The sequence below is a fragment of the Halioxenophilus aromaticivorans genome, from assembly GCF_042850945.1.
GTDB lineage: Bacteria > Pseudomonadota > Gammaproteobacteria > Pseudomonadales > Cellvibrionaceae > Halioxenophilus > Halioxenophilus aromaticivorans.
Window position 1 is genome coordinate 3,145,017 of sequence record NZ_AP031496.1, and the last position, 23,624, is coordinate 3,168,640.

18 protein-coding genes are annotated in these 23,624 nt (G+C 49.6%); 1 reads left to right on the top strand and 17 read right to left on the bottom strand.

Annotated features, from left to right (window positions below):
* Nucleotides 1–47 precede the first annotated feature (47 nt).
* The 12 genes from ACGHM3_RS13695 to ACGHM3_RS13750 all read right to left on the bottom strand — a co-directional run bounded on the left by ACGHM3_RS13695 (nt 48) and on the right by ACGHM3_RS13750 (nt 15,780).
* Nucleotides 48–941, bottom strand: a complete 894-nt coding sequence (locus ACGHM3_RS13695; RefSeq protein WP_345415478.1) for a hydroxymethylglutaryl-CoA lyase — start codon at nt 939–941, stop codon at nt 48–50.
* A gap of 115 nt (nt 942–1,056) precedes the next feature.
* Nucleotides 1,057–3,051, bottom strand: a complete 1,995-nt coding sequence (locus tag ACGHM3_RS13700) for an acetyl/propionyl/methylcrotonyl-CoA carboxylase subunit alpha (protein WP_345415475.1) — start codon at nt 3,049–3,051, stop codon at nt 1,057–1,059.
* Nucleotides 3,052–3,054: 3 nt separating this feature from the next.
* Nucleotides 3,055–3,870, bottom strand: a complete 816-nt coding sequence (locus tag ACGHM3_RS13705; protein WP_345415472.1) for an enoyl-CoA hydratase/isomerase family protein — start codon at nt 3,868–3,870, stop codon at nt 3,055–3,057.
* Between the two features lie 46 nt (nt 3,871–3,916).
* Nucleotides 3,917–5,524, bottom strand: a complete 1,608-nt coding sequence (locus ACGHM3_RS13710; protein ID WP_345415469.1) for a carboxyl transferase domain-containing protein — start codon at nt 5,522–5,524, stop codon at nt 3,917–3,919.
* A gap of 68 nt (nt 5,525–5,592) precedes the next feature.
* The gene (locus ACGHM3_RS13715) at nt 5,593–5,988 is read right to left on the bottom strand and encodes a MerR family DNA-binding transcriptional regulator (RefSeq protein ID WP_345415466.1); all 396 of its coding nucleotides are present in this window, start codon (nt 5,986–5,988) and stop codon (nt 5,593–5,595) included.
* Between the two features lie 232 nt (nt 5,989–6,220).
* The gene (gene paoC / locus ACGHM3_RS13720; protein WP_345415463.1) at nt 6,221–8,431 is read right to left on the bottom strand and encodes an aldehyde oxidoreductase molybdenum-binding subunit PaoC; all 2,211 of its coding nucleotides are present in this window, start codon (nt 8,429–8,431) and stop codon (nt 6,221–6,223) included.
* Nucleotides 8,428–9,387 (bottom strand): xanthine dehydrogenase family protein subunit M, encoded by a 960-nt coding sequence (locus tag ACGHM3_RS13725; protein ID WP_345415460.1) that lies wholly within the window; start codon nt 9,385–9,387, stop codon nt 8,428–8,430. The genes paoC and ACGHM3_RS13725 overlap by 4 nt, the downstream gene beginning before the upstream one ends.
* On the bottom strand, nt 9,384–10,019 hold the full coding sequence (gene paoA, locus ACGHM3_RS13730) for an aldehyde dehydrogenase iron-sulfur subunit PaoA (RefSeq protein WP_345415457.1): 636 nt from the start codon (nt 10,017–10,019) through the stop codon (nt 9,384–9,386). Before paoA ends, ACGHM3_RS13725 begins: the two co-directional genes overlap by 4 nt.
* Before the next feature lie 417 nt (nt 10,020–10,436).
* Complete coding sequence (locus ACGHM3_RS13735; protein WP_345415453.1) at nt 10,437–12,560, bottom strand: TonB-dependent receptor domain-containing protein; 2,124 nt, start codon at nt 12,558–12,560, stop codon at nt 10,437–10,439.
* A 394-nt stretch (nt 12,561–12,954) separates the two neighbouring features.
* Complete coding sequence (locus ACGHM3_RS13740; RefSeq protein WP_345415450.1) at nt 12,955–13,872, bottom strand: SDR family NAD(P)-dependent oxidoreductase; 918 nt, start codon at nt 13,870–13,872, stop codon at nt 12,955–12,957.
* Between the two features lie 17 nt (nt 13,873–13,889).
* Nucleotides 13,890–14,900 (bottom strand): LLM class flavin-dependent oxidoreductase, encoded by a 1,011-nt coding sequence (locus ACGHM3_RS13745; RefSeq protein ID WP_345415447.1) that lies wholly within the window; start codon nt 14,898–14,900, stop codon nt 13,890–13,892.
* 100 nt (nt 14,901–15,000) lie between these two features.
* The gene (locus ACGHM3_RS13750) at nt 15,001–15,780 is read right to left on the bottom strand and encodes an SDR family oxidoreductase (RefSeq protein ID WP_345415444.1); all 780 of its coding nucleotides are present in this window, start codon (nt 15,778–15,780) and stop codon (nt 15,001–15,003) included.
* Between the two features lie 332 nt (nt 15,781–16,112).
* Between ACGHM3_RS13750 and ACGHM3_RS13755 the strand changes: the two genes are divergently transcribed.
* Nucleotides 16,113–17,798, top strand: coding sequence for an AMP-binding protein (locus tag ACGHM3_RS13755; protein ID WP_345415441.1), 1,686 nt, complete (start codon nt 16,113–16,115; stop codon nt 17,796–17,798).
* Between the two features lie 59 nt (nt 17,799–17,857).
* Here ACGHM3_RS13755 and ACGHM3_RS13760 read toward each other — a convergent pair whose 3' ends face one another.
* The 5 genes from ACGHM3_RS13760 to ACGHM3_RS13780 all read right to left on the bottom strand — a co-directional run bounded on the left by ACGHM3_RS13760 (nt 17,858) and on the right by ACGHM3_RS13780 (nt 23,531).
* Nucleotides 17,858–18,358: a DUF2244 domain-containing protein gene (locus tag ACGHM3_RS13760; protein WP_345415438.1), complete on the bottom strand. Its 501-nt coding sequence runs from the start codon at nt 18,356–18,358 to the stop codon at nt 17,858–17,860.
* Between the two features lie 92 nt (nt 18,359–18,450).
* Complete coding sequence (mmsB, locus tag ACGHM3_RS13765; protein WP_345415430.1) at nt 18,451–19,371, bottom strand: 3-hydroxyisobutyrate dehydrogenase; 921 nt, start codon at nt 19,369–19,371, stop codon at nt 18,451–18,453.
* 212 nt (nt 19,372–19,583) lie between these two features.
* Nucleotides 19,584–20,684, bottom strand: coding sequence for an enoyl-CoA hydratase/isomerase family protein (locus tag ACGHM3_RS13770; protein ID WP_345415428.1), 1,101 nt, complete (start codon nt 20,682–20,684; stop codon nt 19,584–19,586).
* A 55-nt stretch (nt 20,685–20,739) separates the two neighbouring features.
* Nucleotides 20,740–21,906, bottom strand: a complete 1,167-nt coding sequence (locus tag ACGHM3_RS13775; protein WP_345415426.1) for an acyl-CoA dehydrogenase family protein — start codon at nt 21,904–21,906, stop codon at nt 20,740–20,742.
* A gap of 89 nt (nt 21,907–21,995) precedes the next feature.
* The gene (locus ACGHM3_RS13780) at nt 21,996–23,531 is read right to left on the bottom strand and encodes a CoA-acylating methylmalonate-semialdehyde dehydrogenase (RefSeq protein WP_345415423.1); all 1,536 of its coding nucleotides are present in this window, start codon (nt 23,529–23,531) and stop codon (nt 21,996–21,998) included.
* Nucleotides 23,532–23,624: the final 93 nt, after the last annotated feature.

Sequence of the window (23,624 nt, forward strand, 5' to 3'; positions counted from 1 at the left end):
CAGCAACTTTTGGTTGCAGCGGCTTTGTTTTTGATTAGTAAAAGAACCTAACTTAGGGCACAGGCCACCTTACTAGCTGGTATTCGACCTAGTTCTTGGCTAATAAATTTGGATGCCAGTAGAAGCTTATCCATATCAACACCGGTTTCTATACCTAAACCATTGAGCATATAAAGCACATCTTCTGTAGCTACATTGCCAGAAGCACCCTTAGCGTAGGGACAACCTCCCAGCCCTGCTACCGAGCTGTCTACGATACTCACACCACATTCCAGTGCCGCGTAGATATTGGCCAATGCCTGGCCATAGGTATCATGAAAGTGCGCCGCCAGGGCCGACACCGGCACCACCTCTTTGACGGCCTCAATCATGGCTTGTATCTTTCTGGGCGTGCCAACGCCCACGGTATCTCCCAATGAAATTTCATAGCAACCGATGTCCCACAGAGTTTTCGCCAGAGCCTTTACGGTAGCTGGTGAGATATCGCCCTGGTAGGGGCACCCAACCGCAGTGGATAGGTAGGTACGCACTTTGATACCGTGTTTTTTGGCCAACTCTACCACTGGCAGAAAGCGTTCAATGCTTTCCGCCACGGAACAGTTGATATTTTTCTGTGTGAATTTTTCAGAGGCTGCGCTAAACACTGCAATCTCATCTACACCCGCCTCGATGGCGGCCTCTAAGCCCTTAATATTGGGCACTAAGGCTGAATAGGTAACGCCTGGTGAGCGCTTAATGCCGGCCAGGACTTCCGGAGAAGTCGCCATTTGCGGAACCCATTTGGGCGAAACAAAACTAGCCGCCTCGATGGCAGTTAGGCCCGCATCGGCCAATAACTCAACCATGTGAATCTTAGCCTGGGCCGAAACCGCCTCTGACTCATTTTGCAGCCCATCCCGTGGGCCTACTTCGACGATTTTTACCGACTTTGGAAGAATCATTATTACGAGACCTTAAACTATAATACCAAGAGAACAGAGTTTATTTGCAACGGGTGCACTAGTGAAGTTTGAGCCGTTATCCTTGACTATGGAGCACAACCGCTGGTAAAAAATATCAGTCTTCCCTCATCTGAAAAGCCAATAGCTCCGCACCACCTTCAACCAACTCACCTGGGGTAAAATAAAATGATTCTACGGTACCGTCATAGGGCGCTTTAATGGTGTGTTCCATTTTCATTGCCTCCATCACCATTAACGGCGTACCCTTAGCAACCTGCGCACCCTGCTCTACCAACAAGGTTACAACGGTGCCGTTCATAGGCGCTACTAACCCACCTGCTGCGGTCAAATCTTCCTCGGCTCCGGTTTCCGGTTGTACCAATGCGAAAGACACCATGCCGCTATCCGTATACAGCGCAAACTCGCCACCTAAATTGGCTACGCTGTAATTTGAGCGATGACCATCAATAGTTACGACTATACTTTGGCCATGTAATTGGCCCATAACACTGTACACTTGGTCGGCAAGAGTAAACGACCAGCCAGCACCGGTTGCTTGTACGCTTACTGTTGTAATATCTTCACCGAGCGCGATGTCGTAGGTAAAGTGATGGGTTTCATTCATGCGCCAAGCACTGTTTTCTGCCCATGGCGAATAAGGGTCGCTTGCTTGGAGCCTATCTTTTTTATTACTTAATGCTAGGTGCAAATACAAAGCCGCTTTAACACATACCAGCGCGCCTTCCTCTGCACTAGGGGCAAATATCAATTCACGATGCTTTTCAATAAAACCCGTGTCTAAATCAGCTTGCTTGAACGGCTCCGTACTAATCAGATTATTTAAAAAAGCAACGTTGGTCGTCATACCGCCAATTCGATAGTCACCGAGCGCTTGTTGTAACCGCTGCAGCGCCCGCTCGCGATCTTCGTCCCACACAATCAACTTAGCGATCATAGGGTCGTAGTAGACACTCACATCATCCCCTTCCAAAACACCAGTATCTACGCGTACGTATTTGGATTCCGAGGGAGGCTGTAAAAACGATAAATTGCCGGTTACGGGGAGAAAATCGTTAGCTGGATCTTCCGCGTAGATTCGCGCCTCAAAGGCGTGACCATTTATTACAACGTCTGATTGGGATAACGGTAATGGCTGGCCCGCGGCAACCAGTAATTGCCATTGCACCAGATCTTGCCCGGTAATCATTTCGGTTACTGGGTGCTCTACTTGTAGCCGCGTATTCATTTCCATAAAGTAAAATGAATCGTCTACATCGAGTAGAAACTCTACTGTGCCTGCACCAACGTAATCGATGGCTTCTGCAGCTTGTATCGCCGCTTGGCCCATTTTATCGCGCAGCTCTGGCGTCATGCCTGGGGCGGGCGCTTCTTCGATGACTTTTTGATGTCGTCGCTGTACCGAGCAATCCCGTTCAGCCAGATACACTGCGTTACCTAAGCTGTCGCAAAACACTTGGATTTCAACATGGCGCGGGCGTGTAAGATATTTTTCTACCAACATCCGGTCGTCGCCGAAACTATTCGTAGCCTCGCGCTTCGCAGCTGCCAACGCTTCGTCAAACTCATCCGCTGACCAAACCTGCCGCATGCCTTTACCACCTCCGCCTGCGGTGGCTTTTAGGAGTACCGGATAACCCATGTCATCGGCGCTAGCCTTGAGAATACTCGGGCTTTGATCTTCGCCGTGATAACCTGGCACCAAGGGTACTTCTGCCGCCTCCATAATTCGCTTGGCGGCTGATTTTGATCCCATGGCTTCAATAGCACCGGTTGGCGGGCCGATAAAAACCAAATTATTGTCAGCGCAAGCTCGGCAGAAATCGGCATTTTCGCTGAGAAAACCGTAGCCTGGGTGAATCGCCTGCGAGCCTGTTTTCAACGCCGCTGCAATAATTTTATCGCCCAAAAGGTAGGATTCTTTGGAGGGCGCTGCTCCGATGTGTATCGCTTCATCGGCCATGGTAACGTGCAACGCATTGACATCTGCATCGGAATAAACGGCCACGGTGGCAATACCCATTTGACGAGCGGTTTTAATCACTCGGCAGGCGATTTCCCCACGGTTGGCAATGAGAATTTTGTCAAACATACTTTAACTCCTGGTACCCGAAAGCCAACTGGGTGAACGCTTTTCTAAAAAGGCAGCTAAGCCCTCCTGCCCTTCTGGTGACACTCGAATACTGGCTATTCGCTCGCTGGTATCGTCGATTAACGGTTGATCGATCACTTTATTTTCTACGTCTAAAATCAGCTTTTTGGCAGCTTGCACTGCCGCTGGGCTGTTAGCCATGATGGCTTGTGCGATTTGATCGATTGTGGCATCTAACTGTGAGGCGTCGACTACGTCTGACACCAAGCCTAGCCTGTGGGCGGTTTCTGCACTAAATCGTTCGGCGGTTACAAAATAGCGCTTTGCCGCGCGGGCCCCTATAGCACCAATAACGTAGGGGCTTATGGTGGCCGGGATTAATCCGATTTTTACTTCACTTAAACAAAAACTGGCCTTTTCTGTAGCCACCGCGACGTCGCAACAACTGACCAAGCCCACGGCACCACCGAATGCCGCGCCCTGCACTCGTGCAATGGTGGGGATTGGCAGTTCGTATAAGGTTTTTAGCATACCAGCCAAGGCACTGGCGTCGGTTAGGTTTTGCTGATAGCTGTAGCCCGCCATGCGTTGCATCCAGCTGAGATCAGCACCGGCTGAGAAACTCTTGCCCTCGGCGGCCAACACCAACACCTTCGCCCCAGGGAGTTCGCCGGCTTGCTCGAAGGCTCGGGTAAGATCGGCAATGATGGCGTCGTCGAAGGCATTATGCACCGCTGGCCGATTGAGCGTTACGGTAAAAATACCCGCCGGATTCAAATGGGTTGTAATCGCAGCGGGTTGGTTATTATCTGTTGTCATTGTGTTATCCAAAGTCACTGTAAAAACGCCGTGGTGAATCGACTAATTACATTCTGAACACGCCGAATCGGGTATCTTCGATGGGTTTATTGAGTGCAGCCGACAGCGCTAATGCCAGTGTTTTACGCGTATCCGCCGGGTCTATGACGCCGTCGTCCCACAGCCTTGCAGAGGCGTAGTACGGGTGGCCATTTTTATCGTAATTTTCAACAATGGGCTTTTTAAATTCCGCCTCTGCCTCTTGGCTCCAGGACTCGCCTTTTTTCTCTAACTGATCGCGACGCAGTTGCGCCATGACGCCGGCCGCTTGCTCGCCACCCATCACAGAGATGCGAGCATTAGGCCACATAAATAAAAACCTAGGATCATAAGCACGGCCGCACATACCATAGTTGCCCGCGCCAAAAGAGCCACCAATAAGCACCGTTAATTTAGGTACTTGGGCACAGGCCACGGCGGTAACCATTTTGGCACCGTGCTTGGCAATCCCGCCGGATTCATACTGCTTACCAACCATAAACCCAGTGATATTTTGCAAGAATATCAGTGGTATTTTTCGTTGTGCACAGAGCTCAACGAAGTGCGCGCCTTTTTGTGCCGACTCACCGAATAAAATGCCGTTGTTGGCAACAATACCTACTGGATAACCGTAGATACGTGCAAAGCCAGTAATCAACGTTGTACCGTACAACGCCTTAAACTCGTCGAAATCTGACCCATCAACGATGCGAGCGATAACTTCTCGTACATCGTAGGGCTGTTTGGTGTCTTTGGGGATTACGCCGTAGATTTCCTCCGCTGGGTATTGCGGTTCTACCGGTGGTTTAATGTCTAAACTCTGGGGCTTTACTCGATTCAGCCGAGCTACACTTTGGCGCACAAGCTGCAATGCATGGTGATCATTGCGTGCGTAATGGTCGGAAACCCCAGAAGTACGGCAGTGCACGTCGGCGCCGCCCAGTTCCTCTGCGCTAACAACCTCTCCGGTAGCGGCCTTTACTAAGGGCGGGCCGGCTAAGAAAATAGTGCCCTGCTCTTTTACGATAACCGATTCGTCGGCCATGGCTGGCACGTAGGCGCCACCGGCAGTACAAGAGCCCATGACACAGGCTATTTGCGGAATATTCTTGGCCGACATATTGGCCTGATTAAAAAATATTCGGCCAAAGTGTTCGCGGTCGGGGAAAACTTCGTCCTGCCTCGGTAAATTAGCACCACCAGAATCCACCAAATAAATGCACGGTAAGTGATTTTCCTCAGCGATGGTTTGCGCACGAATGTGCTTTTTTACCGTAAGTGGGTAGTAGGATCCGCCTTTTACTGTGGCATCGTTGGCAACGATCATGCACTCCTGGCCTTCCACCCTACCGATACCGCAAACAATACCGGCAGCAGCAACATCTTCTCCGTAAACATCCAAGGCGGCCAATTGTGATAACTCTAAAAATGGTGAGCCAGGATCCAGTAAGGCGTTTATGCGATCTCTTACCAATAATTTACCGCGCGCTACATGACGCTCTTGGTAGGCTTTGCCGCCGCCCAATTTAATGGTGTCTAACTTATCGCGCAGGTCGTTAACCTGCGTACGCATGTGCTCGCTATTCGCTTGGAATTCTTCGGAACGGGGATTTAACTTAGATTTAAGAGTAGCCATAGCAAACCTGATCTGAGTTTGGTTGTGTCGTTATTGTTGGGTAGCCCGGTTGTGATTCCGGATGCTCTCTATACTTGCTTTTGCTGATTGAATTTTCCGGTCATTGCCTCTAAGCATTTTTCTTCTGCGTCGCGCAGATCCAACATCATGATTTCGATATCGTGCAGCTGTTGGGTGAGTTGTTGACGCTTTTCTCGTACTTTTGCTAGCAGTGTTTGCAACTGATCCAAGTTGTCTTTGTCGGGATCGTACATCTCAATAATCGACCGGCTTTCATCCAGGGTAAAACCCAACCGCTTACCTCGTAAAATCAACTTCAATTTTGTGCGATCGGCGGCGCCGTAGAGACGCGTTTGCCCCTCTCGACGCGGATTCAATAAACCCTTTTCTTCATAGAAACGGATGCTGCGCGTGGTGATGTCGAATTCATTAGCGAGATCTGAAATAGTAAATGTCGACGGCATAGCAAGGGCCCGGAATAGAAAGACTCGATAGTAAATTCCGTTTACGTTAACGTCAACCTATATTTGACATGAATTTTATATTCTACATATTGAATAATAAGATACCTGAGTATCAGAGCGCTTGAATATCAGGGGGCTGATTAGCCGAGCGCTCTTTAAGACAATCGAAGTTGTGAAGAGAGCGTACAACGCCGCCAAGCAAAGGCCTTGTCTGGCAGCGAAAGCAATGGCGCTACACGACGTCTGGTAGCTGATGAATCAATTTGTCTAGGGTAATGGGATACTGCCGAACACGCACCCCTGTGGCGTTATATACTGCATTAGCAATGGCTGCTCCGACGCCACAAATGCCAAGCTCACCTACCCCTTTGGCCTTCACTGGCGATGACTTGGGATCCTCGTCCTCGAGGAAAATAACCTGCTGCTGAGGTATGTCCGCGTGGACGGGTACTTCGTAGCCGGCTAAATCGTGGTTTACAAAAAAGCCGACCTTTTCATCTACCACCAAATCTTCCATTAAGGCTGCTCCGGCACCCATGGTCATGGCACCGATCATTTGGTTTCTGGCCGAGGTTGGATTTAGGATTCGACCAGCCTCAGCTACGGCGAGCATGCGCCGTAGGCGCACTTCACCGGTGACGACGTGCACACCGACCTCAATGAAGTGTGAGCCAAAACTCGATACCTGAAACTGCTTTTGTAAATCGCCAAACTCCACCGTATCTTCGGCGGTTAACTCACCATGCTCTTTGGCGATATCCCGCAACGGATAGGAATTGCTTGCATCGCTGATGCTGGCATCTACAAAATCTGCGGTTTTTGGGTCCAACCCTGCCACCTCGGCAATTTTTTCTCGCAGCTTCAAACATGCGGCGTAGACCCCGGAGGTACTGCTCGCAGCACCCCACTGCCCGCCCGAACCTGCACTGACCGGAGAGTCGGAATCCCCTAACCGAACGGTGACTTGAGACAGGGGCACCCCAAGCATTTCGGCTGCTGTTTGGCCGATGATGGTGTAGCTGCCGGTGCCAATGTCGGTCATGTCGGTTTCTACGATAACCGCCCCACCCCGCGTGAGCTTCACCCGTGCTGCGGAATTTTGTACCGGTGCGTTGCGAAATGCAGCTGCCACACCCATACCGATTAACCAGTCCCCTTCCCGGGTTTCGCCCGGCGTTTTGGGACGATCTCGCCAACCAAATTCCCGAGCCCCTCGCTGCAAGCACTCTTTTAAGCGTCGCTGGGAAAAAGGTTTATCCGGATTTTCACCAACCACTTGGGTATCGTTGAGAATGCGAAAATCGATTGGGTCCATGCCCAGCGTTTCCGCCATCTCATCCATTGCCACCTCCAGCACCATGGACCCAGGGGCTTCACCCGGCGCACGCATGGCATTGGCCTCAGCCAAATTCAAATTCGCTATGCGGGCTTCCGTCATGCGATTTGCGCCGGCATACAGCATACGCGTTGGTCTTACGCCCGCCTCAGACTTCTTAGCGTTGATGTCTCCGGACCAGTTTTCGTGGCCGATGGCTGTGATCTTACCGGCTTTGTCGGTACCGATGCGCACTCGCTGAATAGTGGCAGCGCGATGGGGCATATTGTTGAACATAAAGGGCCGCGTCATGGTGACTTTCACTGGGCGCTTAGTGGCCCTGGCAGCCAGAGCGGCAAACATTGCGTCGGCGCGTACAAACAATTTGCCACCAAAACCGCCACCAATAAACGGGGAGTTAACGCGAATATTTTCAATAGGCATGTTTAAAGTAGTTGCGATATCTTTCAACGCCCAATTGATCATTTGGTGGGAAGTATAAATGGTGAGTTTGTTATCTTCCCAAATTGCCACCGAGGCCGGCGGCTCCATCATGGCGTGGGCATGGCCTGAGGTGCCGTAGGTCTGGTCCAGAGTTACGTCGGCATTGCTAAAAGCACCGTCAAAGTCACCCACCGACGTGTACGCCGGCCCACCAGTAATTCGCTCCGGCCTAACACTGCTGTCAATATTTTTGACCAAGCTGTATTGACCGTGGCTGCGCTTGTATTTCACATGAATGAGGTTAGCCGCCGAGCGGGCTTGCTCAAAGGTTTCTGCAACAACCAACGCCATAGCCTGATGGTAATGCTCGATGTTTGGCCCGGCCAACAAGTGCGCGTTATTTCTGCCGGCCTTACCAAGGCTGCCAATGGTTTTGTAAGTAAGAATATTTAACACACCCGGGGCCCGTTGGGCTTTGCTGATGTCTATGTTTTCAATAGTGCCCTTGGCAATGGCTGAGCCTACAATGTAACCATAAGCAACATTCTTTAAACCTTTATCTTGCTCATAGGCGTAGGTAGCGGTGCCGGTGACCTTGAGCGGCCCTTCTATTCTTGGCGTGGGTTGGCTGACGACTTTTTCGTTGTCGATGGGGTTAGTTTCTGCGGGTTTGTCGAATTTCATGCTTTAGCCTCCTCAGCCTGGGCCAATATTGCGGCCACGGTTCGCTCCACCAATGTCACCTTAAATTTATTGTGCTCAGTGGTACTGGCGGTTTTTAACAGCGCATCGGTAAATGCTTTACTGCCTTTAAGCAGTTCTTTTTCGGCGGTTTTATCACGCCACGGTTTGTGCGCCAGGCCGCCGAATGCAAACTGAGCAGTACCAGATTTAGGAATGATCGCGGCCACGGAAACCAGTGCAAACGCATAGGAGGCCCGGTCTCTAATTTTTTGATAAACGTGTACGCCATCGATTGGTGGCGGCAAAGCCACGGCGGTTATCATCTCTCCAGCTTTTAAGGTATTTTCAATATGCGGAGTATCACCTGGCAAAGTATGGAAATTCTCCATAGCAATCATCCGAGTATCGCCATTGGCTGCCTTCACCTCCACCTGCGCATCAAGCACACGCATAGCCACGGCCATGTCACTGGGGTGAGTTGCAATACACCGGTCGCTGGTGCCCAAAATTGCGTGGTTGCGATTAAACCCTTCCAAGGCCGAACAACCACTGCCGGGAACACGCTTGTTACACGCTTGGTTGGTATCATAGAAGTAGGGGCAGCGAGTGCGCTGCAATAGATTGCCACCGGTGGTGGCTTTGTTGCGTAATTGACCAGAAGCTCCTGCCAGCAACGCTCTACTTAACACCTGATAGTGTTGGCGAATGGTTTTGTTAGCGGCAAGGTCTGTGTTGCTCACCAAAGCGCCGATACGCAGACCACCGGCTGACGTGGTGGTAATTTCATCGAGATCCGTGTCTGCGATATCCACCAAATGCATTGGTGTTTCAATCTCGAGTTTCATTAGATCCAACAGATTGGTACCGCCAGCGATAAACTTAACATTGCTTTTAGCACCGGCTATGGCCAGCGCATCTTTGACTGAACTGGCTCTATGATAGTTGAAAGGTCTCATGCGTTACCCTCCCCCACTTCCTGTATGGCATCAACGATATTAGGGTAGGCAGCACAACGGCATATATTGCCACTCATTCGCTCTCTGATTTCTTCACGCGAAAGTGCTATATCTGCGGTGAGATCGCCAGTGACGTGGCTCGGAATGCCTTTCTCAATTTCATCAATAACCGCCACCGCAGAACAAATCTGGCCCGGAGTACAGTAACCACATTGAAAACCATCGTGCTTAACAAAGGCTTCCTGCATAGGATGCAGGTTATCCGGCTGACCAAGGCCTTCAATAGTTTGGATGTCGTCCCCCTGGTGCATAACGGCAAGCGACAAGCAGGAGTTGATCCTTACACCGTTTACCAGCACAGTACAGGCGCCGCACTGGCCGTGATCACAACCTTTTTTCGTACCCTTGAGATCCGCGTGCTCCCGCAACATGTCCAGCAGAGTTGTACGCGTATCCAGTTTTAGACGCTTCTTATCGCCGTTTACGGTGAGCTTTACGACCTGTTCGGTGGGCTTGGAGTCTGTCTCAGAGGGCTCGGCAAAACCCGTCACAGGGATGGCGGTTGTTACCACGCCAGTTGTACTCAGTTTTAACAAACCACGGCGTGAGATTGGCAAATTATCTTTGGCCATAAAAATTATCCGGTTTATTTCGTTTAATGTTGTATAACAACGTCGCACTAGCTCAGGCATGGACTAGCACATCAGTTACGCTTTAATCAGCATATCCTATCTGTGGTTACAGAAAGAGCTGCAAAGTCCGCACAGTCCCATGAATTAAACTAATGAAACTCAGGGCCAAGCTACTACACACCTCAAAACAGGACGCAAGCCAACAAGAAATAAGACACTCAAATTCAATGCCAACACATTATTATAGACGGACATCTTTTATAGAAAGGCTTAAAGAAAGGCTCGGCAACGCTAGCCGAGCCTTGTAATGGATAAATTATTTGTAAGGATTACAAAGTAATGAATACTTTATTATTATGAAAAAACGGTAATTAAAATTATTTATGCAACCATTTAATAAATAGCGTTGAAAATTGATCAAAACTGGAAATTAACTCTTACACCCAGTTCCTGAGGCCGTGCATAAGCAGCTGTAAAACCAAGCCCACTGGGAAAGCCATGCGCTATGTATTCTTCATTAGTAAGATTGCGACCATAAAGCGAAAAGTCCAACCCAGCTTCAATTAAACTGAAGCCAATTTTAGCATTGACGGTGTAGAAACTCGGTTGTTCAATCACATGGTAAATGTCGTGGTATACCTTAGAGGAATAGCTCACGTTTACATCGGCGTTGAGTTGACCGCGGGGTAACTGCCGCTCGTAACCAAACCCGACATTGGCTGTCAACTTAGGCGCTTTAACCAAGCGATAGCCAGTTGCATCAAATTCAACCTGCTCGTACCTTGTCCCTATAAGGTTTGTGGAGTATGCCGCGGCATCCGGAAAATCCTTGTACTCAGCAATAGGTAGCCAAGTAAGCGCGCTGCGGAACGTCCAGTGCTCGTTTAGCTGAACCCGTGTGTCTGCGTCGATGCCAATAATGTCAACCGGCCCAGTGTTTTGCACAAACACCGTTTCTCCAGTAAAGCCCTGCTCTTGTTTGTTTTTATAATCGTAGTAAAACGCTGATACATTGAACACAGCAGAAGGCGCAGCATACTTGTAGCCAATTTCTAATGCGGAATTTTCCTCCGGATCGATCTTTTCCAATTCACCAGCAATAGCTCCGGGATTATCAACACCACTCAAGCCGCTCTTCTCCCCCTCGGAGTAGGTAATATAGCCATTGCTATTGTCCCCAAAGTAGCGCTGTAAGGTAAGGCGCGGTATAAAACTGGTAAAAGTTTCCTCTACAGCGATGTTGGTTGGGTAGGTAATCTTGTCTTTATGCGGCTCGTGAGTATACCGAGCGCCAACAATAACCAGGTAATCATCCGCTGGTTGATACTGCATCTCACCATAGAGCGCAACAGACTCAATATTAAACTCCACAGATTTAGCCGGTACACCGCCGGGCACAACGGTTTCTTGCACGGCGGCGTCAGTGGTTGAATCTTGTTGGTAGTAAAACAAGCCCGCCGTGTAGGAGAATGAGCCGAAAGATTCGGAGGTGAAATTAAATTCTTGCGAGAATGCCTCATTTGTCGCTAAATAGTAGTAATCAATGCAAACGAAGCTGGCAGCACAGGTCAATGCCTGGGAATGGGTAAAGGTTGTGGTGTTGAACACTTCCGTTTCGTGGTAAGCAGTGATCGCGCTTAACGCCCCTACCCCTTGCAACTCAACGTTAAATTTGAGGCTTACACTATCTGTCTCTACCAATGCAGCGTTGTAGTTTACACCGTTGCCGTAGTCGTAGCCGGTATGAAAGGGATCACTAGGAATAATCGAATCATCGTATAATGCCGCCACCGTCAGGCCCTTATAAGGTGTCGCCGATTGCAAGCCTTCATCGTTGTGCTTCAAATGGAACGCACTCAGTAGTGCGCTAAAGTCCTTATTCGGCTGCCATAGCAGCTTTGCTCGCAGATTTAAACGTGCAATAGCACCGTAATCATCACCGGTGGTTTGGTCAGTCATAAAGCCGTCGGTTTTATCGTGGCTGGCAGACACACTGGCCGCCACGGTATCGCCTAGGGGTAAGGATATAACCCCATTGAAGACATGGCGCGGAGCGGCCTGGCTGTTATCCGCTCCGGTATAGAAGCCCGCCTCAACCGTCGCCTTGCCGGAAACCTGTTGCAGCTCGGGATCCTGGGTGAATATCCGAATTGCACCGCCCACCGAATTGCGACCAAACAACGTACCTTGCGGCCCTTTGAGCACTTCCACTCGTTCAACGTCGGGCAAATTCGCCCCCAACAGGTTTCCTTGGCTGTAATACACGTCGTCTATGTACAGTGCGTTGGGGTTTTCACTACCATTAGTGCTAACGCCGGTGGACAAGCCTCGTATGGCAGGCTGGGTTAAATTACCAACACCACCGAAGGTCAATCCTGACACCACCGCAGTTAGATCAAAAATATTAGTAACACCAGCGTTCTCTAGCTGGCTTTGCGATACGGCAGTTAACGTTAAAGGCACGTCTAAGAGGTTTTGTGTTTTACGCTGAGCAGTAACAACAACTTCCTCTAACGTGTTACTAGGCTCAGCAATCGCCACAACGGGAATGCTAAGAAAGGCCGCAAAAACCGGTAAGATCCTTTGTAGTTTCGGAAGGTGAGCAATGCGAAAGGCGCGCTGAAGATTCGAAGATGAATAACCTTGATATCTTAAATTTTGTGGTAAAACAATGGCGTGATGCATAAACTTTTCCTTTATTATTTTAATGTGAAAAATCTAACAAACGTGTTTTTAACCGAGCGTATTGATATTTAATTTCTAATTTTACTTTACCTCTGCTTTAACTTTATCTTTGATCGCAACGCATCTAATTTATATTCAACGAATCTATCCGAGCGAATTTAAATCTATCTGGCACTTAATCGGGCAACAAGGTGGTGACGATAGACCGGGCCAGCCTTTGCTAGATATAGCACAGGCTGGCTTGATGTTTTTAATTGTTGGCTTTGGCAGCCATTTCAAAGCTATAGCGTATGTGATCTACATGACCGCTGGGCACAACGGGTAGCACCAAGGCTTGATTGGTATCGCGGATATGCGCCATCTTCTGGCCCACCTCGTCCACACTCCAATGGGGCTGGTAAACGCCCTGTGTTTCGCTGATGAAGGCCTTTGCCACGCGGCCAGCAATGGACACGAGCATTTCACCGTTGATGTCGCACTGCTCGTGGCACAGCCACCCCACAACTGGTGCTACTAAATCAGGCTCCATAGGAGGATAGGCGGAGATATCAATACCCTCTGCCATACGAGTTACGGCACCGGGCACGATGACATTGCATTTAACCCCTTCGCTCTCGCCTTCTAACGCCGCAACATTACACAGCCCAATCATGCCTGATTTGGAGACCGCATAATTCGCCACATTTTGGTTGCCGTACAGGCCGCCGATGGAAGACGTTAGCACGATACGGCCATAACTTTGTTCACACATAGCCGGAAATGCAGCCCGCAATACATGGAAAGCCCCACGCAAATGAACATCGAGAACGGATTCAAAGTCCTCGTAGGACATCTCTTTTAGCGACGCCGGCCTTACGTTCCCAGCGTTATGCACCAGAATATCGATACGACCGTAGGCATCCAAAGCCGATTGAATGATTGCTTTTCCACCCTCGGGTGTGGCCACGGAATCTGTATTAGCGATAGCCTCGTCATTTTGACTGCGTATTTCATCAACCACACTTTGCGCGGGGCCAATGTCGTTGCCACTGCCGTTAAGGCTACCGCCAATATCATTAACCACTACTTTTGCGCCAAGCTTACTTAGCAGCAGAGCATAGGCTCGCCCTAAACCTCGACCAGCGCCGGTAATAACCGCGACACGATTATCAAATCTTAATTGAGACATAAAAATTCCTGCATAGACTACTTAAACGCTGGCATCACCTTTTCGGCAAAGGTTTGAGCGTATTTTTTAAATGTTTTTGTGGGGATGCCCGGTGGCAACATCATAATAAAATGCTCCACCGGCGTTCGAGTTAGCATATTTTGAAAATATTCAATAGCTTGGGTTGGGGTTTTTATCTGCAAAACACCACTGGCGATAAACTCATCCAAGCTCTGGGCTTTTAACAATTTGGTGTTATCAACGCCGGATGCCTTATCCTCATTTAACCATTCACCGTAGCAGTTGTTTACGTAATGATAGTAAGGCGCCAACTCTTCCATGGCCTCATCGGGATTGTCAGCCACTACAAAAAATAGCCCTTGAATACGAATGCGCGCCTGGCTGGAATCCTTACCATATTTCGCCAACTTATTTAGGTAATTCTCGCACACGTCTTCATTGCCGAAATACCCATCGCCAAACTTTGCAACGCGCTCCAACGCCTTATCTGCGAAACCACCTAGGTACAGAGGAATATGGTGTTCGGGCAACGGGCTTAGAGAAGCGTTTTGTATAGAAAAGAAGTCGCCATCCACGGACACCACTTCACCAAGCCACAACTGGGTAACAACGTTTAGAAACTCATCAAAACGTTTGCCTCGACGAGAGAACTCAGCACTGAGCGCTTCGGCCTCCCGACGACGATAGCCAATAGCCAGACCTATTTCTAAGCGGCCGCCAGATAGGTTTTGAACCACAGCACAATCTTCTGCAAATCGCACCGGATGGTACAAAGGCCCTAAGCCGACGCCCGTGCCAATTTTTAACTTTTTTGTGCGCGCAGCAACGGAACCTAAAATAGTGAGTGGCGATGGCATATAGCCATCATCGGCACAATGATGCTCTGGCACCCAGGCACCGTAAAAACCCACCTGTTCAGTCCACTCAATAAAATCCAAGACATCGTGATAGACATCTGTGTAGCTGCGTTGCCAGGGTTTGGGGTTTCTAAAATCGTAGAGATAGCCGAAGCTTAGTTTATTACCCATGGTAGTTTTTTATTATTTGCTATAGATTGATTATTCTGGCTAGTTGCGCGAGCAGCGCTTAAGCCAGAATTTATTAGAACCAAAATGCTAAAGATGGCTACTATTGCTCGCTCTGCACCCACTCACTGTTCAATGCCTCGGGCGATAGGTATTTAGTATTAGTCCAACCGCCATCGACAACAATGGTTTGGCCATTGATATAGCCTGCTCCGGGCGAGCACAAAAAGGCAATGGTAGCCGCGACCTCTTCTGGCTTACCAAGCCTTGGAAAAGGGTTGGTCTCATAATTCATTCGCCGAAATGCTTTGTCTTCCAAACGATGTTTGATCATATCCGTCATGGTGACACCGGGCGCAACGCAATTCGATCTGATACCACGGTCACCGTATTCACAAGCCATATGCATAGTCAGTGACGTTAAGCCGCCCTTGGCAGCTGAATAAGCGCCACCGCGTCGGCCACCAATAACAGCGAAAGTCGAGGTCACATTGACAATACCAGCGCCGTCTTTCATATGAACAATGACATCTCGCGCCAAACGAAAAGGCGCTTTGAGCATCACATCCAAGAATTGATCTAGGGTTTCGTCATCGGTTTCGTGCAATGGTTTAGGGCTGCCCAAGCCCGCGTTATTAATCAGGAAATCAATTTGCCCGAATGAGTCCAAGGTAAACTGTACAATGGCCTGCGGCGCTTTCGAATCAGTAATATCTACCGCCAGGGTTTTAACGCGCTGTTCATCGCCTAGCTCGGATTTTAAGTCATCTAATTTTTTTTGATCACGTCCAACACCAACAATGGCCATACCCATTTTATACAGCTCTTTCGCCGTAGCCAGACCGATACCACTGCCCGCGCCAGTAATAATTGCAACCTGCATGTTTATCTCCGTTATTTATAGCCGCTTTTCATAGGGCTAATTTTTATGATCTATAGCAAAACACTTTACCGCGACACCCAAACTAAGTGAAGTAAATGCCGCTACAATTGACCGGACTTCAACATATAAAAAGATGAAAGCATTCACTCGACACGCGCTTAATAAACACTATTTAAATTGTTGTTTAACAAAGTGGGGCGAGTGTTGCTATGGCCTATCGCCGCTGTTATCTTGCATTAAAGACAATAATTTCGACCTCTCAAAGGTTCCGATTACCAAGTCCCCAACAGAAAGGCGCTTTCTGTTAAACAGTTTTTACAAGGACATTTTCCATGCCGAAAGGTGTCAGTACTAATTCAGATAACCCAGTTGCAACCACCACGCAGAACACCACCTATAGAAAAACAATTCATGGATGGTCTATTCGCTGGGATGATGCGCTAGCCAAGAACGCCTACGAGAATGGCTATTGGTCCCAAAACACCTTGGCAACAGCCTTGCAAACGGATGCTGAAAATAATCCTAATCGGGAAATTATTATAGAAGGCAACATTCGACTAACCGCACGTAGCCTTCACGAAGAATCCGAGCAGCTGGCAAAGGTTTTAGCAAACCGCTTTGCACCAGGCAGTGTGATTTCGTTTATGCTGCCAAACTGGCACGAAACAGCCATTATCTATTTGGCTGCTACCTACGCAGGCCTTGTTGCCCACCCTATTTTACCCTCCCTGCGCGAGCACGATTTGCTATTTATGCTGAGTGATGTGAACAGTAAAATGCTGTTTATCCCGCAGCAATTTCGTAATCATCAGTGCGCAGATATGCTGGAGCGCGTAGTTGAGAAAATGGAAAACCCGCCGGAGGTGATTGTTGTACGGGGCGATCGCAGCCAACACCTAGCCTATGAGACCTTGTTAGACCAGCCGGCAGCCGAAGATCTGGCGGCGGTGGATGCTGAATCTGTGCGCATGGTGATGTATACCTCTGGTACTACTGGCCGGCCAAAAGGCGTACTACACACCCACAACTCAATCAATGCGCTTATAAAACAATTAGGTGATCATTGGTTGGTTGAGCCTGGCGATAAATTTTTAGTCGCCTCCCCCATTTCCCACATCGGCGGTTCCATCTATGCCTTTGAGATTCCAATTTTACTAGGCGCTAGTGCCGTGCTTATGGAGAGTTGGCAATCGGATGAGGCGGTAGAATTACTGCTGCAAGAAGGCTGCACGCATTTTGCCGGCGCCACTCCGTTTTTAACGCAGACTTTGCAATCTGCCAAAAAAGTTAAAAGCCATTTACCTGATTTAAAAGTGTTTATTTGCGGCGGCGCATCAGTGCCCCCGAGTTTAATTTATGAGGCCAGCGACTACTTTGCCAAGGCTGCCGTTACCCGCGCCTACGGCTCCACGGAAGTGCCGGTTATGAGCGTTGGAGTGTTGGATACCAACGATGTAAAACACGCCGCAGAAACCGACGGCAAGCCAGGCTTGGCGGATATCATTTTAGCCAGGCCCGATGGCGAAGCTTCAGAGACAGGCGAAGTCATTGCCAAAGGCCCGCAAATGCTGGCCGGCTTTTTACATACCGAGGACGAAGCCAATGCATTTACGACGAACGGATACTACAAAACCGGGGATTTGGCGTGCTGGCAAGATGATTCTTTTTTGGTAATTAACGGCAGGCTAAAGGACATTATTATCCGCAACGGCGAGAACATCGCACCTAAAGAAATTGAGGATTTATTAGTTGATTTGCCCCAGATTAAAGAAGTTGCCATAGTCGGCCTACCCGACCCAAAAACTGGGGAAAGAGCCTGTGCGGTTATTGTGGCAGCACAGGGACAAGAGCCGGACATCAACACCCTAGTTGAACATTTGGCTCAGTTAGGGGTGGCGAAATTTAAGTATCCGGAGCGCGTTGAGCTTTGGTCGGCACTGCCAAAAAACGACGCTGGCAAAGTGTTAAAACACAAAATAAAGGAAATTATAGAGCAAGCAGATAAAGAAGCTAGCTAATAAGGCCAAGCACTGCGTAGCACGTCACCGCGTTGCGCTACATCGGCTATAGCACCAAGCTAGATCGCCAAGGTTGACGGCAAATACCTTTGGATGGGTAAGCCTTGGCGTCTCAGCGCTTCTATTAATGATTGCTTGTCATCATCATTTAGAAACGACCCCAGCTGAACGCGGTTTGCGTGGTCGAATAGGTGAATATCACCACCCTGAGCTCCTGCGTTCTGAGCCACCGAAAACTGTGCCCGTGAGCGTAACAGTTGCACGCTTCGCTGTTGCCGTAATGCTATATTACGCACACAAATCGAGGCTAGCTGCAGCGTAACGGTTTGAGTTTTTTGGTTGGCACGGTAAACACGACGTAACACAGTGAATAGTAACGCGATTTCAAGGCCTGCAAACGGTACCACAGGCCACACACCCATAATCAACCAGCCTACCGCAACAGTTACAGACACAAAGGCTAGGAAAGCGCCGCACATAATATTTTGCAATAAACCGGCAGACCGGTTAGGCACCAGTGTTATGATGAACGCGTTTTTTTGTTCAAGCAAAACCACCATGGCGCGGCGCCTCTGATACATTGGAATGACCAGAGTATAGGCTAAAGCCAAAACCTTTGTACAACCAGCTCCAAGCCGATTACGTCATCACGTTAGTTTGGTAGCTCACCGAACATTTTTACAATGCTGGAAAAGTCTTTTCGGCCGTTGCTAGCGTCTGCCTGCCTGAATACTGAGTAGAGGTTACGTGCCGCCGCACCGAGAGGGATAGATGCCGCTGAGGACTTGGCCGCGTCCATGGCTAAGTTAAGATCTTTAAGCATCAGGTCGACGAAAAAACCGCCTTCGTAGTCCCTCGATGCCGGTACACCCTCTGCCACCCCTGGGTATGGGTTGTATTTTTCCAATGACCAGTTAGCGCCAGAGCTTTTCAGCATAATATCCGACAGAACGGTAGGGTCGAGGCCGTGCTTAACCCCCATTTGAATGGCTTCGCTGGTACCAATCATATGAATCGCCAGCAGCATATTATTGCAAATTTTAGCTACGGCTCCGGCACCTATGTCTCCGGCGTGGAAGATATTATTACCCATCACCGAGAGCACCTCCTTGGCCCGCTCAACATGCTGGCTGTCACCGCCGCACATAAAGGCTAAACTCCCCGCTGCTGCTGCCGCCGTGCCGCCGGAAACCGGAGCATCAATAAATGCGATGCCCTTTGCACTGGCTACCTTGCCAATGGCTCGAGAGGACTCGGCTGCTACCGTGGAGCAATCGATAAATAAAGTACTGTCCTTCGCCAAGCCCAACAGCCCAGGTTGCTGGCTGTCGCCGCTGCCTAGCATGGTGGATTCGACGATCTGCCCGTTGGGTAGCATAGTAATAACAAAATCGGCACCCTCAACTGCGGCGGCCGCTGTGGTGAACGTTTTACACCCGGCGGATTGGGCTTGCTCCAGGGCGTGCTCAGACAGGTCAAAAGCCTGTACGACAAACCCGGCCTTGGCTAGGTTTGCAGCCATGGGGCCACCCATGTTACCGAGACCTACGAAAGCGACGATTTGATTATTCATTATTAGTGCCTTTTTATGAAGGGTTATTGGGTTTAAGAAGGTTTGTTTGGGCTTTAAAACCTACAACCGCATTTGGGTCGTTACACGGCGCAGAATTGAAAAGTGCTTTATTGCCGCGTAAAAACCATAAACCGTAAGCACTGGCTAAGTGGCGCACGCAGCACCACGCTCTAACCGCCCCACCCTGGCGTCTTACCCCATAGGGTATTTGCCTATAGGCCCGCTAACGGATGCTCACCTGCCCATGGCGCATCAAAATGAGCCAAAATAAATTCATCGGATACCTCATCCAATGTGGCTGGGCTAAACTGAGGGTTTTTGTCTTTATCGATTAATAACGCGCGCACTCCTTCGGCAAAATTGTCGTATTTCAAACAGTTACACGACAAAATTAATTCCATCTGAAAAACTTCTTTCAGCGACATATGCAAACTGGCTTGCAGTTGTGCGAAAACCAATTTTACTGTGGTTGGGCAACCAGCTTTTAGGGTAGCTGCGGCTTTGCTAAGCCATTCGACCTCACCGGCGTAACTGACAATATTTTCTACAATTTGCTCTTGGGTCGCCGCTGCAAAAAATGCTTGTATGAGATCGAAATTTACACGTACTTGAGACTGCGGTTTTTCCGTGGCATCCGTTTGTAACGCCAACAAGACTTCGGTGACGACTTGGTGGTGATCGTATTCCCAACTTGACTTGGCCAATCGCGCCAGCACCGAGCTCCATTGCGCATGGTTCAAATAGTAATCGGCCAAACCCACAAACAAGGTGTCTGCTGCGTTGATAGAGGCGCCGGTCAGAGCTAAAAATAAACCCACGTCACCCGGCATTTTGTTTAAAAACCAAGAGCCACCCACATCCGGGTACAAACCAATGGTTACTTCTGGCATAGCCAAGCGGGTTTTTTCGGTAACCACACGATGGCTAGCACCGGACAGCAGACCAAGCCCACCACCCATTACGATGCCATGGCCCCAACACACGATGGGTTTGGGATAGACATGAATAAGATAATCGAGCTGATATTCCAGAGTGAAGAATTCTTGCCCGCGGCTGTCGTTGTTCACTGCTGAATTGTGCAATTGCACTACGTCGCCGCCGGCGCAAAAGCCTTTATCACCGCTGCCGCGCAACAGCACACACACCACCGAGTCATCGGCCTGCCAGGCTTGCAACTGCTGAAACAGCGCCTGCGCCATGTCGTAGTTTAACGAATTCAACGCTTTGGGAGCGTTTAGCTCGGCAATGCCTATTTTGTTTCCGTTGCTGGTGGCCTGGTAAGAAAACAGCACCGGTGCGTTTTGATCACTCATAACATACCTATTAAATTAGTGAATACCGTGGCCGAGTGTCGCACGTAAACTGGTGTTATTGAATCTCTTGGGTGGCGTTATCCTGCAATAAACGCCGGCCTGTGATCACTCGCATAACCTCGTTGGTACCTTCCAAGATTTGATGAACACGCACATCACGCAAATAACGTTCAATGGGGTATTCGCGCAAATAGCCGTAGCCGCCGTGCATTTGCAAGCATTGGTTACAGATGTCGAAGCCGGCGTCAGTGGCAAAGCGTTTGGCCATGGCGCAGTACACGGTTTTTTCTGCGTGGTTGGTGTCAATGGCCTCGGCCGCCATACGCACCATCTGCCGCGCGGCAACTAATTCCGTCACCATGTCGGCCAAGCGAAATTGCAGCGCTTGGTTTTCGGCAATAGCTTTGCCAAATTGCTGCCTGGTGCGAATATATTCCTGGGTGATATCCAGGCACGCCTGGGCTGCACCAAGCGAGCAAGCCGCAATATTAATTCGCCCACCATCGATGCCCTTCATGGCGATTTTAAAGCCCTCGCCCTCTTCGCCCAGTAGACACTCCTCTGGGATTTCTACGTTATCGAAGCTGATGGCGCGTGTGGGCTGGCTGTTCCAACCCAGTTTGGTTTCATTTTTGCCATACTCAATACCCGGCAGATTGGCCGGTATAGCAAATGCTGAGATACCCTTTGCGCCGGAATCGGACGCTCCGGTCCTGAGCATTACAATAAGAATATCCGTGGCGCCGGCGCCAGATATAAACATCTTGCCGCCGTTAACAATGTATTTGTCACCCTGCTTTTTAGCGGTAGATTTGAGTGACGCGGCATCCGAACCGGCATTGGGCTCCGTTAAACAGTATGACGCCAAGCTTTTCCCACTAATAAGCGCTTCGGCCCAGATTTTTTTGAGGGAATCGCAACCCCAGCTGCAAAGCATCCAAGTGGCCATATTATGAATGGATATAAATGCCGCCGTGGAAGTACAACCAGCGGCGAGCTCCTCCAAAATAATGGTGGTGTCCAACCGCGACAAACCTAAACCACCCTGCTCTTCGGGCACGTACATGCCACAGAATCCCAACTCCCCGGCAGCAGCTATCACTTCTTTTGGAAATATTTTTTCTTCGTCCCAGCGTGCCGCATGTGGAGCCATCTCGCCTTGAGCAAATGAACGAGCCGCTTCTCGGTAGGCTAATTGATCATCAGATAGGTGTAAGCTCATTGTTATTATCCTTTTAGGCAAACTGAAGACGGGACTTAAATACTATGGCCAGAAGCCTGGCCATAGTGCCACTTAAGCTACTTTGAGGGTTACTTTAAGTGGATGGACATATTAGGGCCAGTAGCCGCCACGTCATCCTCAAACCAGCGCGCGGTAACGGTTTGAGTTTTGGTGTAGAAACGCACGGCTTGTTTACCGTAGGCATGGTGATCACCAAAGAACGAATTACGCCAACCGGTGAACGAGAAGAACGGCAGTGGTACAGGGATTGGGATATTAATGCCAACCATGCCAACTTCGATTTCGTGCTGATAAGTGCGGGCTGCACCACCGGACGAGGTAAATATAGAGGTGCCGTTACCGAACGGACAGTCATTAACCAGTTTGATGGCATCAGCCAGGGTATCAACTTCTACCAGGCACAACACTGGACCGAAGATCTCGTCCTTGTACACGTCCATATCTGGTGTAACTTTTCCAAATACGGTTGGGCCAACCCAGTTGCCGTCAGGGTAACCGGCTACGGTGCAGTCACTGCCGTCCAGCAAACACTCGGCCCCCTGCTCCTTACCTTTGGCGATAGCGCTTAAAATACGCTGCTTAGACGCTGGGCTGATCTGAGGGCCATAGGCAGACTCAGAATCCCTCCAGTGGCCAGGGCGTACCTTTTTGAAAGCTTCTACAATGTCTTGCTTCCACTCACGCGCTTCTCCCACCAATACAGCCACGGAAATGGCCATACAACGCTGGCCGGCAGCGCCAGCGGCTGCACCCAGCAAGTTGTTGATGACCTGCTGCTTTTGCGCATCGGGCATAACGACCATGTGGTTCTTGGCACCGGCCATGGCTTGCACACGCTTCATGGCGCCGGTTCCAGTGCTGTAAATGTGCTTGGCAACAGGCACCGAGCCCACAAATGAGATGGCAGCGGTATCTGGGTGTGTTAGCAGTTGATCCACCTGGTGACGACCGCCGTGCAACAATTGCACAACACCTTTGGGCGCGCCGGCTTCTTCAAATAATTGAATAAGGCGCATGGGCGTAATTGGATCTTGCTCTGAGGGCTTAAGAATAAACGTGTTACCGCAAGCAATGGCCAGTGGGAACATCCACAGAGGAATCATGGCTGGGAAGTTAAACGGCGTAATACCGACGCACACACCAACCGGATGGGTGTAGCTGTAGGTATCGATCTTGTTGGCCACATTAGCGACGGTTTCACCCATCAAATTAGAGGAAATGTTGGCTGCCTGCTCCACAACCTCAATGCCTCGCCAAACATCACCCTTAGCATCCTCGAAGGTTTTTCCCAGCTCCTGGGAAATAATGGTGGCCAGTTCATCCTGGTGTTCTTTTAACAGATCTTGGTATTTGAGCATGATACGGGCGCGCGTTGGCACCGGTACATCCTTCCAAGACTGAAAAGTCTCCCTGGCACTGGCAACAGCGGCGTTGACCTCTGCCTCGGTGGCGAAAGGCGCTTTGGTCAGCACCTTTTGGGTGGCGGGATCAGTGACTTCTAAGGTCTCTGTGGCTGTGCTCTTCACCCATTCTCCGCCAATAAACAGCGGTAGCGTTTCGGGGAATTTTCCTGCTTCGGCGTCTATAAAGGTCAACTCAGACATTGTGACTTCCTCGTAATTTCTTATACGTATTGTGTATTACGCTTAATGGAGACCATTAAAGCACAGCAACCTGTCCGTAGAAATTGACTAAAT